The sequence below is a fragment of the Chryseobacterium sp. POE27 genome, from assembly GCF_039727685.1.
Lineage (GTDB): Bacteria > Bacteroidota > Bacteroidia > Flavobacteriales > Weeksellaceae > Chryseobacterium.
Genome location: NZ_CP152475.1, coordinates 2,778,100 through 2,789,521, shown reverse-complemented (window position 1 = coordinate 2,789,521; position 11,422 = coordinate 2,778,100). Strand labels below are relative to the sequence as shown.

The 11,422-nt window shown below is 37.5% G+C and carries 8 protein-coding genes and 3 pseudogenes; 8 read left to right on the top strand and 3 right to left on the bottom strand.

What is annotated here, in order from left to right:
• The first annotated feature begins 15 nt into the window (after positions 1 to 15).
• Positions 16 to 759: a 3-oxoacyl-[acyl-carrier-protein] reductase gene (gene fabG / locus AAHI02_RS13245; protein ID WP_346983645.1), complete on the top strand. Its 744-nt coding sequence runs from the start codon at positions 16 to 18 to the stop codon at positions 757 to 759.
• Between the two features lie 136 nt (positions 760 to 895).
• Here fabG and AAHI02_RS13240 read toward each other — a convergent pair.
• Positions 896 to 1,937 (bottom strand): annotated as a pseudogene (locus tag AAHI02_RS13240) (GMP reductase).
• 357 nt (positions 1,938 to 2,294) lie between these two features.
• Here AAHI02_RS13240 and AAHI02_RS13235 point away from each other — a divergent pair.
• From AAHI02_RS13235 to AAHI02_RS13215, 5 genes are read left to right on the top strand one after another with little or no spacing between them, the layout of a single operon-like run.
• Positions 2,295 to 2,495 carry a hypothetical protein gene (locus AAHI02_RS13235; protein ID WP_346983644.1) on the top strand — a complete coding sequence of 67 codons (201 nt, stop codon included), beginning with the start codon at positions 2,295 to 2,297 and terminating at the stop codon, positions 2,493 to 2,495.
• A gap of 15 nt (positions 2,496 to 2,510) precedes the next feature.
• Positions 2,511 to 3,149: a prolipoprotein diacylglyceryl transferase family protein gene (locus AAHI02_RS13230; RefSeq protein WP_346983643.1), complete on the top strand. Its 639-nt coding sequence runs from the start codon at positions 2,511 to 2,513 to the stop codon at positions 3,147 to 3,149.
• 10 nt (positions 3,150 to 3,159) lie between these two features.
• Complete coding sequence (locus AAHI02_RS13225; RefSeq protein ID WP_346983642.1) at positions 3,160 to 3,288, top strand: hypothetical protein; 129 nt, start codon at positions 3,160 to 3,162, stop codon at positions 3,286 to 3,288.
• Positions 3,289 to 3,297: 9 nt separating this feature from the next.
• Positions 3,298 to 3,531, top strand: coding sequence for a hypothetical protein (locus tag AAHI02_RS13220; protein WP_346983641.1), 234 nt, complete (start codon positions 3,298 to 3,300; stop codon positions 3,529 to 3,531).
• A 10-nt stretch (positions 3,532 to 3,541) separates the two neighbouring features.
• Positions 3,542 to 4,945: a radical SAM protein gene (locus AAHI02_RS13215; RefSeq protein ID WP_346983640.1), complete on the top strand. Its 1,404-nt coding sequence runs from the start codon at positions 3,542 to 3,544 to the stop codon at positions 4,943 to 4,945.
• 305 nt (positions 4,946 to 5,250) lie between these two features.
• Here the strand turns inward: AAHI02_RS13215 and surE are convergent, their stop codons facing one another.
• Complete coding sequence (gene surE, locus AAHI02_RS13210) at positions 5,251 to 6,021, bottom strand: 5'/3'-nucleotidase SurE (protein ID WP_346983639.1); 771 nt, start codon at positions 6,019 to 6,021, stop codon at positions 5,251 to 5,253.
• A gap of 147 nt (positions 6,022 to 6,168) precedes the next feature.
• Here surE and AAHI02_RS13205 point away from each other — a divergent pair.
• Positions 6,169 to 8,298 (top strand): annotated as a pseudogene (locus tag AAHI02_RS13205) (carboxy terminal-processing peptidase).
• Between the two features lie 76 nt (positions 8,299 to 8,374).
• Here the strand turns inward: AAHI02_RS13205 and AAHI02_RS13200 are convergent.
• Positions 8,375 to 8,879, bottom strand: a pseudogene (locus tag AAHI02_RS13200) (superoxide dismutase family protein).
• A 237-nt stretch (positions 8,880 to 9,116) separates the two neighbouring features.
• Here AAHI02_RS13200 and AAHI02_RS13195 point away from each other — a divergent pair.
• Positions 9,117 to 11,357, top strand: a complete 2,241-nt coding sequence (locus AAHI02_RS13195) for a TonB-dependent receptor (protein ID WP_346983638.1) — start codon at positions 9,117 to 9,119, stop codon at positions 11,355 to 11,357.
• Positions 11,358 to 11,422 lie beyond the last annotated feature (65 nt).

Genomic DNA, 11,422 nt, shown 5'->3' with positions numbered 1-11,422 from the left:
ACAATTGTCATAAATATGAAACTATTAGAAGGAAAAGTAGCGCTAATAACGGGAGCTACAAGAGGAATCGGAAAAGGAATCGCTGAAATGTACGCTCAGCAGGGAGCAAAAATTGCTTTCACTTATGCCGGATCTGTTGATAAAGCCAAGGAATTAGAAACCACTTTAAGTTCTGTAACTCAAATTAAAGGATATCAATCTGACGCATCAGATTTCGATGCGGCTCAGACATTGGTAGACGAAGTTATGAAAGAATTCGGAAAAATTGATATTCTCATCAACAATGCGGGAATCACCAGAGACAACCTGCTTCTGAGAATGTCGAAAGAAGACTGGGATAAAGTAATCAACGTAAACCTGGATTCTGTATTCAACCTTACTAAAGCGGTAATCAAACCAATGATGAAAGCTAGAGAAGGATCTATCATCAATATGACTTCAGTAGTAGGAATCAGCGGAAATGCAGGGCAGGCCAATTATGCGGCTTCCAAAGCCGGAGTTATTGGTTTTACAAAGTCTGTAGCCCTTGAATTAGGTTCAAGAAATATCCGTTGCAACGCCATCGCTCCGGGATTCATCCAGACTGAAATGACAGACGCCCTTGATGACAAGGCAAAAGAAAAATGGAATGAGGCCATTCCTATGAAAAGGCTTGGTCAGACAAGAGATATTGCCAATGCCTGCGTATTCTTAGGAAGTGAAATGGCTTCTTATGTGACAGGCCAGACCCTTAACGTTGATGGAGGTTTATTAACTTAAAATACCATTAAATAAAACTAACAAAATCCGCCTGATATGGGCGGATTTTGTTGTTTATGTAACTAAGTTCCATACTTTAATTTGGTTCTTTGGTCTTAAGAAAAAAGGACATTTATAAAAAGAATTTATATAGAAATCAATCTTTAAAAACCTGATTTTCCTGCTCCTGAACCCTGATAAAAGTCGTCCTTTTAGAAAGTTCTTTCAAAGTAGAAGCGCCCACATACGTACAGGTAGACCGCACGCCGCCGAGAATATCCTTTACCGTTTCGGAAACCGGACCTTTGTAAGTAACCTTTACGGTTTTTCCTTCAGAGGCTCTGTATTCCGCAACACCTCCGGAATGCTTTTCCATAGCTGTTTTTGAACTCATTCCATAAAAAAAGACGGTATTTCTTGCCGTTTTCCTCTACGATCTCGCCGCCGCTCTCATCATGTCCGGCAAACATTCCTCCCAGCATCACAAAGTCGGCGCCACCACCAAAAGCTTTCGCCACATCTCCCGGAACTTTACAGCCGCCATCTGCAATGATATGGCCTTTTAGTCCATGTGCGGCATCGGCACATTCAATAATGGCCGAAAGCTGGGGATATCCTACACCTGTTTTTATGCGGGTCGTACAAACGGAGCCCGGCCCGATGCCTACTTTAATGATATCTGCTCCCACGAGAAGAAGCTCTTCCACCATTTCTCCCGTCACTACATTTCCGGCAATAATGATTTTATCAGGGAAATTGGTCCTTGCTTTCTTCACAAATTGCACAAAATGTTCTGAATACCCATTGGCTACGTCAATACAGAGAAACTCTATTTTCGGATGTTTTTCAAGAATGGTTCTTATTTTTTCTTCATCCGATTTCCCGGTGCCGGTGCTTAAAGCAATATACTGATGGATGCTTTCGGGTTGCGAATCCAGAAACTGAGACCATTCTTCAGGGGTATAATGCTTATGAATGGCAGTAATAATCTTTTCTTTGGCAAGCTCCACGGCCATTTCAAAAGTTCCGACGGTATCCATATTGGCGGCAATGACCGGTATGCCGCTCCATTTTTTCAGGGTGTGTCTGAAGGTAAATTCCCTTTCCAGATCAACCTCTGAACGGGATTTCAAAGTAGAACGTTTCGGACGGAACATTACATCTTTAAAACCCAGCTTTATATCATTTTCTATTCTCATAATTTGGATATTATTGAATAAAAATAAGGAAAAAGATTGATTGTAAATCTCAAAATTACCCCTATTTTACCATAAGTACTTTATAACATAGCGTAGGATTTGCTCCTTCGGAGCAATATCTGTGTAGATCAATATCGCATCTTGTACCGGAACTCCATAGGAGTTCTATCTTATCATAGCACACCTACGGCGTGCTTGCGATATTGTATTGTTTTTCTGCTACACAGCTATTGCTCCTCTGGAGCATAAAAATTATTTTTGTCCATTTCTGATAGAAAAAAGAGGCTGCCCAACTTTTAGGACGAGGCAAAAAGGCTCGTTGATGAACCTCAAAGATTGAAAAACGAAGCATAAAGGGTGAATGTTGATGCAAAAAGGCTCGTCGATGAACCTAATAGGTTGAAAAACCAGACAAAAAGAGTGGATGACGAAGCAAAAGGGCTCAACATTGAATCTAAAAGACTGGATTTTCAGGCAAAAAGGCTCGTTTACGAAGTATTAAGGGATGATCAGTACCCTATTTTGAGATCAGACAGAGAATTCAGGCATGAAAAGTAAGAATAACTTCTGCAAATGTTTTTAAAAAGCAATACATTTGAAACCATGGATTTCCCCGTAACCTTTCATATTTTCGGTAAAACTATTCTGGCACATCCGCTTTTTGAAACGGTTGGAATTTTTATAGGTATGCGTTATTATTTTTATTTAAAAAGAAAAGCAAGTGAAAAAATGTCTTTCAATACTTCTGCAGCAATTTTAATAGGAGCAACTGCAGGAGCTTTGATAGGGTCTAAATTAATAGGCAATCTCGAAAATCCATATATACTTTTTGGAAATTTCAGTTTAAAAAGAATTTGGACCAATAATACGATTGTCGGAGGTCTGGCATTTGGTCTTATAGGAGTTGAATGGGCAAAGAAAATTGCAGGGCATAAAGAAAGTACCGGAGACTTAATTGTTTTTCCATTAATTCTGGCAATGATCATCGGAAGAGTCGGTTGTTTCCTTACAGGGATTTACGAAGAAACCTACGGTCTTCCTACAGATTCCATTTTTGGAATGCATCTGGGAGATCAGTATCTAAGGCATCCCGTTGCTTTATATGAAATTGCTTTTCTCATTACACTTTGGATTATTTTAAAAGGGATTCAGAAAAAAAGATACATTTCCTTCTGGTTTTGTATTTCAGCTTTTTATGATCAGTTACTTTAGTTTTAGATTTATGCTGGATTTTATCAAACCTAAAGTAGATATTGTGGCAGGACTTGGAACAATACAGCTGGTTTGTGTCGGCGTGATTTTTTATTATTTCTTTAAACTCAAAGAAACAAAAGTTGTAAATTCACTTTAAATATTACTCATGAAACTGCTAACATTACTTGAAGTTGGAGATCTCACCGGATTGTTTGTATTTATAATTGGCATTGTGTTAATTGTACTTTTTGTTATCTCAATGTTTGTAGCAGCTATTGTACAAATTATTTACGAATGGGATAATAAAAGAAAATTTTCAAGAGGACAGTTTTGGAGAACCGTTTTGATATCTATGCTTGTTTGCGGACTTATCAGTGGTTTTGTTTGTGGAGGAATGTAAAAAATTAATTATGCCAGTAAGAAACTATACGTATTACGATTATACCATAAGCCTTTGCCCGGAATGCCTGAAAAGAGTGGGCGCAAAGATTATTATTGAAGACGAAGCGGTTTTCATGACGAAAAGATGTCCCGATCATGGATTTTTCAAAACGAAAATTGCTTCTGATGTACAGTATTATAAAAATATCAGAAACTATAATAAAGCTTCGGAAATGCCTGTCCATTTCGGAACGGATGTAGAATACGGATGTCCTTATGACTGCGGTTTATGCGTCGACCATGAGCAACATAGCTGCCTCTCCATTGTGGAAGTTACCGACCGTTGCAATCTCACCTGTCCGACCTGTTATGCGATGTCTTCGCCCCATTACGGAAGTCACAGAAGCCTGGAAGAAATAGAAGCCATGTTTGATATCATCGTTAAAAATGAAGGCGAGCCGGATGTCGTACAGATCAGTGGAGGAGAACCTACGATACATCCCGAGTTCTTTAAGATCATGGATATTGCCAAGTCGAAGCCGATCAAGCATTTAATGTTGAATACCAATGGCGTACGGATTGCTAATGACCCAGGTTTTGCAGAAAGGCTGGCGACTTACGCTCCGGAATTTGAGATTTATCTTCAGTTTGATTCCTTTAAACCGGAAGTTCTTGAAGATTTCAGAGGAAAAGACCTCACGGATATCAGGATGAAAGCCCTGGAGAAATTAAATGCTTTGAATCTTTCTACAACGCTCGTTATTGTGCTTCAAAAAGGAAAAAACATTGACGAGATCGGAAAGATTATTGATTTTGCTTTAAAGCAGAAATGTGTCCGCGGAATTACTTTTCAGCCTGTCGAAATTGCAGGAAGAAACCGTGAAGATTCTGCGCATGAAAAGATAACACTGACCGAAGTAAGGCAGGAAATCCTGAACCAGTTTCCGCTTCTCAATTCGGATGATATTATTCCGGTTCCGTGTAATCCGGATGCTCTGGCGATGGGATACATTCTGAAACTTGAAGGAGAAACGATTCCTTTAACAAGATATATTAATCCCGCTGATCTCCTGAATAATGAAACGAGAAACACCATTGTATATGAGCAGGATACAGGGCTACAGATGCAGCTTCTGGATATTTTCAGCACCGGAATCTCGGTGGATAAAGTGAAACCGAAGGTAAACCAGCTGCTGTGCTGTCTTCCTGAAGTTTCGGCCCCGAACCTCGATTATGATAATCTTTTCAGGATCATCATTATGAATTTTATGGATGCGCACGATTTTGATGTTCGCGCCGTAAAGAAATCCTGCGTGCACATTGTAAATAAAGATTTAAAACTGATTCCTTTTGAGACGATGAATCTTTTCTACAGGGATGATAAGAGTAAGTATCTGGAAGAATTGAGAAGAGAGGATAGAGTTTTATTCTAATGTTCTTTTGATTTCCTATAAATTTTCACGGATGCTTAGTGATTTTTTGTTCACTAATAACGACATAGGAAAATGGAGCGTTAAGAAAATTAATTCTGTGAACGTTAAAAAAATTCTACTGTTTGAGTGCGACACAGATTTTGAGTCGAAGAACAAAATGTTCAATTCGCGCGAGTTTTAGAATTTTTAGAGAACAGAAATAATTTTTAGCGAAAGTTTCCAAGTCTTGAATTTATTGTTCTTTTGTTTCAAGACAAAAGAACAATAAATAAGGCGTAAACAATTTTACGCCTCAATATTTTAAATTAATCAAACTTCATTACCTCACTCAACGTATTCATATACTCATATGCCGTAAGGTCGAATTTCACGGGAACAATCGAGATATATCCATTCGCTAAAGCTGTTTCATCGGCATCTTCAGATTCATCCATATTGTTGAAGTATCCGGTAAGCCAATAGTATTTTTTACCGTGAGGATTTACCCTTTCGTCAAAACTTTCTTCCCATTTGGCGTTGGCTTGTTTGCAGACTTTTACGCCTTTGATTTCTTCTTTCAAAAGTTTAGGAATGTTTACATTTAAAACAACTCCTTTAGGCATTGGGTTTTCCAGTGTTTTCTTTACAATATTCTGAATGTATTCTTTTGCCTGGGTAAAATCTGCTTCCCAGCTGAAATCCAGTAAAGAGAAACCGATGGCCGGAAGGTTTTCTACACCGGCTTCCACTGCTGCAGACATCGTCCCGGAATAGATCACATTAATGGAAGAATTTGCCCCGTGATTAATTCCTGAAACAACAATATCCGGTCTTCTCGGCAATATTTTATCAAGAGCCATTTTTACACAGTCAACCGGCGTTCCGCTACAGGAAAAATCTCTTTGCGGACCGTCAAGATGTACTTCTTCATAGCTTAAGGTAGAATTGATGGTAATGGCGTGGCCTTTACCGCTTTGTGGAGAGTTGGGTGCTACCACCACTACTTCTCCGATTTCGTTCATAAAACTAACAAGATTTCTGATACCGGGTGCTGTAATTCCGTCGTCATTAGTAACCAGAATAAGTGGTTTTTCCATATTAAAATTTAATTTTAACAAAAATACTTAAAACTATCTGATATTTGTAAAGAAGGTATTAAATTTGATAATTTGTAACAGTAATTTAAAAATTACTACTCATTAAAATACTTTTTTTAAAATTAATTAAAAATACATTACAGATTTATGTGGAAAAATTTTAAGCTGAATAAATTTTTACTCCTCATTCCATTAACAAGTCTAATGTTTTGTTTCAACTCGCCTAAAAATGATGATGAAAAGATGCAGACGATAATGGTGAGCGTTAAAAATACACTTTCTTACTTGCATTACAGCCCGAAACCCATTAATGATGCGTATTCTAAAGATGTTTACAAGCATTATTTTGAATTGGTGGATCCGGGCAAAAGATACTTCCTGCAGGCAGATATGGATGAATTTGCAAAGCACGAAACCAAACTTGATGATTATATCAATCAGGGAGATCTTACCTTCTACAAACTCACGGTAGACAGATTGTATCAGAGAGCAGACGAAATCGATAAAATGACTCAGGATATTTTCAGTAAGCCGATTAATCTTAAAGAAGACGAATCTTTGATTCTTGAGCCTAAACTGAAAAAAGCACCCGTAAGCAAACAGGAATTATATAATGAATGGAAAAAATTCATCAAATACAATATTCTTCAGGAAATTGAGTCGATGAACAGTAAAGAAGAGGCTCAGAAGGAAAAGAAAGATTCTGTTCAAAAATATAATCTTAAAGATACTATTAAATACCAGCCTATCGCGCCGGATCAGAAGATCAAAAAGGCAACAGATGAGGTGAAAGATCTTGTGAAAGAAACATTTACAAGATTTAAGAAGAGAAAAAAATGGATTGGTTTACCGTGTATATGAATGCGTACACTGAAGTTTTTGATCCTCACACCAACTATTATTCACCAAAAGATAAAGAAGACTTTGATACCAACTTTACAGGGAAAGTCATCGGAATCGGAGCCATCATTCAGGAGAAGAAAGGAAACCTTTATCTGGGGGCTTTAACGATCGGAGCACCCGCGTGGAAATCCAAACAGCTTTCCGAAGGAGATAAAATTTTAAAAGTAAAATCCAAACCTAAGGAAGATGCCGTAAACGTAGTAGGAATGCTTTCTGACGAAGCAGTACGACTGATAAGAGGTGAAAAAGGAACGCCGGTAACTTTAACTGTTCAGAAAAAGGACGGATCCATAAAAGACGTTACCATGATCCGTGAAGAGGTTGCCATTGAAGATACTTTTGCAAGAAGTATTGTGATGAATTCACAAAACGGGAAAAAATACGGGTTTATTAATTTACCAAGCTTTAACGCAGATTTTGAGAATCCGAACGGAAGAAATGCTTCTGATGATATTAAAAATGAAATCCTTAAGCTTAAACAACAGAATATAGAAGGAATTGTTCTTGATCTGAGAAATAATGGTGGAGGATCATTAACGGAGGTTGGTGATATTATGGGACTTTTCATGCAGGCAGGGCCTTACGTTCAGGTAAAAGACGGAAACGGAAAAATTCAGACCTTAAAGAATAAAAATGAAACTCCTGTATGGACTGGTCCGTTGGTGATCATGCAAAACGAGCTTTCTGCTTCAGCATCAGAAATTTTAGCGGGTGTAATGCAGGATTACGGAAGAGCAATGATCATCGGATCGCCGCAATCTTTCGGGAAAGGAACAGTACAGACTTTTGTAGATTTAAACAGATTTTTAAATACCGAAGATGATTTTGGCTCTTTAAAACTGACGATCCAAAAGTTCTACAGAATCACCGGTGAGTCTACGCAGAGAAAGGGAATTGTTTCAGATATTCAGATGAAAGATTTCTTTACTTATGCTGAAATAGGCGAAAGATATGATGATTATGCATTGGCTTGGGATAAAATTCCGGCAACGAGCTTCCAGAAGCTTAATTATTTCAATATCCAGGCTTTAGAAAAAGCAAGTAATGACAGAATGGCTAAAAATGCAAAATACCAGTTGCTTTTGGAATCTGCACAATGGAGAGAACAACTGGATAAAGAAGAAACAATCACGCTTAATATTGATAAGTTTAATGAACTTACAAAACAGAGAAAAGCGCAGATTGAAAAATTCAAATCATTAACCAAATTTGAAAACGGACTTCAGTTCTCCATGTATCCGAACGAAATCGAAAGAGAAAAGAAAGACGAAGCTTTCAAGAAGAAATCTGAAATCTGGATCAAAAATCTTAAAAAAAGATCTTTACCTTCAGGAAGCAATGAATATTATTGCAGACATGAGTGTAAAATCCTAATTTAGAAAAATATAGGTATAAAAAACCGTTGCCCGAGATTCTCAAGCAACGGTTTTTTTAATGGATGAAAATCAGACTATTTAATTTCCACACATCCTACTCTTCCTCCTGCATTTCCGGTTGGCTGAGTATGGAAATCATCAGCCGCAGCATGTACAATCAGTCCTTTGCCCAAAATATTTTTAGATTCGTCAGTACATCCCAGGCACCATTTATTGGTTTTAAATGTAAGAGTGGCATTTCCGGTCTGGTCGGCAACAAGATTTCCGATATCACCCATATGGAAGTGTTCTGCGCCCCACTTTCCGTGATCGTCTTTTGCCGGATTCCAGTGACCCCCCTGTAGAAGTTCCGTCAGCTGCTGAACAATCGCCTTTTTCATGAATGTGTACAGCATGAATTCCTGGCGTAAGGTTGGTTACATCAAGTTTCATAATAACTTCGTCACCTTTCTGAGTAAATTTCGCCGTTCCTCCGGTCTGCGTGTTACTTTTAGACATGACCTGATAGGTTTTTGTTGTTCCGCAAGAAACAACCAGCAAAGCACCGGCCGCGATTAATGATAATGTTTTAGCTTTCATTTTTGAATGATTTAAGTGATTTCAATATAAAATTAAAAAAACATTTACTCAAAAGCCGTATGATTTCCGATTCTTTTCTGGAATAACGATAAATGGCAAATATTTTTCGTCTAAAGATAATATTTCAGCATTTGATTGCTATTTCTGAAACGATTCAGAATTCAAATTCTACGACTCAGCAACAAAAATTTATTTCAGATAAAATTTCATCCTACTTTTGAATCGAAATTAAAAGCTATGAAAACAAAACTATTATTTCTCGTCTTATTTTTATGTGCTGCTTTAAGTTTTGCACAGACAAAAATTTCAGGAAAAGTAAGCTATAAAAATAAAGGAGTAGGAGAGGTAAATGTAACACTAAAAGATACTTATGACGGTGCAACAACGGATGCCAACGGAAATTTCTCTTTCGAAACTTCAGAAAAGGGAAATCATGTTCTTGTTTTTACCCATCCGAAATACATTGATGTTGAAAAACAAATTGTCATTGAAAATCAGGAAATTACAGTCAATGCGGAATTAAAGGAACAGATCAGTGAAATTGATGCCGTTGTTGTATCTGCAGGATCTATCGAAGCAAGTGACCGAAAAAGAGCGACCGCATTGCTGACGCCGATTGACATTTATACCACGGCTGGTGCTGACGGACAGATTTCTTCGGCGTTAACCTATCTTCCCGGAGTTCAGAAAGTTGGCGAATCAGAAGGACTTTTCATTCGTGGCGGAACCGGGACGGAATCTAAAATTTTTATGGACGGAAGCTTAATCAACAACTATTTTTCAAATTCGGTGCCGGGAATCGCCGGGAGAGACCGTTTCAATACTTCGCTTTTTAAAGGGAATATTTTTTCAAGCGGCGGATATTCAGCCTTGTACGGTCAGGCTCTTTCCGGTGCCCTGATGCTGGAAAGCGTTGATCTCCCGGATGAAAGTTCTTATGATTTTGGGTTTTCACCCATATTTTTAAACGCGGGATTTCAAAAGCTCGGCGAAAATAAAAATTATTCTTTTGGTGCGACCTTAGGCTATTCAAATTTAAAAATGATGCAGGAAGTTTTTAATTTTAATACAAATTTTACGGAAGCTCCTCAGGGACTTAACGGCGACCTGAATTTCAGATTTAAAACAAAATCAGGAGGGTTCTTTAAATATTACGGTATGTATGATTCCAATAAAATGGGAGTGAAAACGCCGAGTCTGGAGCCGGAAGATTATGAATGGTCTTTGGTTTCATTAAATGGTAAAAACACATATCATAATTTATCTTTCAAACAAAAATTCGGCAAATATCTGCTGAACGCGGGAACTTCTTATTCTTTCAACAGATCGGATCTTGATTTTTCGACTGAAAAAAATGATATTAAGACCGGAAATACAAAACTTTTAACGGATGGAAATTATATTAATTTTAAAGCTGTTGTGGAAAGGAAAATAAATAAAATCAGTGCGTTACGAGGCGGTTTTGAACTCAACAGTACCAGCGAAAAAATGAATTTTAATGATTTTGTGGAAAAACATTACAAAGATTTGATTTCATCGGCTTTTGTGGAAACAGATTTAGAATTCAGCAATCATTTATCTGCTAAAATAGGAGTGAGAGCAGAGCATTCGTCTTATCTTGGGAAAAGCAATATTGCGCCACGTTTAGCATTGGCTTACCGTTTGGCTAAAGACTGGACAACCTCTCTAGCGTACGGACTTTTCTACCAGAATCCTGAAAGCAAATACATCAACGGACCGGCTAATCTTGATTTCCAGAAGTCGCAGCATTATATTTTTCAGGTTCAGCGAACGACAGAAGGAAGAAGTCTCAGGTTTGAAGCGTTCTATAAAAAGTATGATGATTTATTAAAAGTAAAAAATATGCAATATATTGACGGGCAGAATCAATATGTACAGACCGCAGACAATAATAACGGCTACGGCTATGCCAAAGGCCTGGAATTATTCTGGAGAGATAAGAAGACTTTTGACAATATTGATTACTGGATCAGCTATTCGTTTCTGGATTCTAAAAGGGATTTTATGAATTATCCGGTAAGTCTGAAACCTAATTTTGCTTCTGAACATACAATTTCTGCCGTAGCAAAAAGATTTGTACCTAAATGGAAAACAGGTTTTAATCTTTCTTATACATATGCAAAAGGCCGCCCGTATTACGATATTGCAACACACGATGTAAACGGCGAGCAAAAATATTTTGTAAGAAATGAAGGAAGTTTGAAAGATTATAATGCCCTTAATTTCAGTGTGAATTATCTTCCGAATTTAGGCAAGAAAGATGCTAAGGTTTTTACAGTGCTGGTATTGAGTGTATCCAATATTTTAGGCTCAAAAAATGTCTACGGATATAATTTCTCAATGGATGGCTCAAGAAGTTCTGCTGTGGTTCCGCCGGTGAATACTTTTGTTTTCGTTGGAGCATTTATCAGCTTCGGGGTAGACAGAACACAGGATGCTATTAATAATAATCTGTAAATAAATAATTTAATACAACTAAAAATCTATCTTTATTCAATTAAATATTAACTTAAAAAATTAGG

What these genes read in the sequence shown, in the direction of transcription:
- AAHI02_RS13230 (WP_346983643.1), top strand. Translation starts at nt 2,511, where the DNA reads ATGTTTTTAAAAAGCAATACATTTGAAACCATGGATTTCCCCGTAACC.
- surE (WP_346983639.1), bottom strand. Translation starts at nt 6,021, where the DNA reads ATGGAAAAACCACTTATTCTGGTTACTAATGACGACGGAATTACAGCA.
- AAHI02_RS13195 (WP_346983638.1), top strand. Translation starts at nt 9,117, where the DNA reads ATGAAAACAAAACTATTATTTCTCGTCTTATTTTTATGTGCTGCTTTA.
- fabG (WP_346983645.1), top strand. Translation starts at nt 16, where the DNA reads ATGAAACTATTAGAAGGAAAAGTAGCGCTAATAACGGGAGCTACAAGA.
- AAHI02_RS13215 (WP_346983640.1), top strand. Translation starts at nt 3,542, where the DNA reads ATGCCAGTAAGAAACTATACGTATTACGATTATACCATAAGCCTTTGC.
- AAHI02_RS13225 (WP_346983642.1), top strand. Translation starts at nt 3,160, where the DNA reads ATGCTGGATTTTATCAAACCTAAAGTAGATATTGTGGCAGGACTTGGA.
- AAHI02_RS13220 (WP_346983641.1), top strand. Translation starts at nt 3,298, where the DNA reads ATGAAACTGCTAACATTACTTGAAGTTGGAGATCTCACCGGATTGTTT.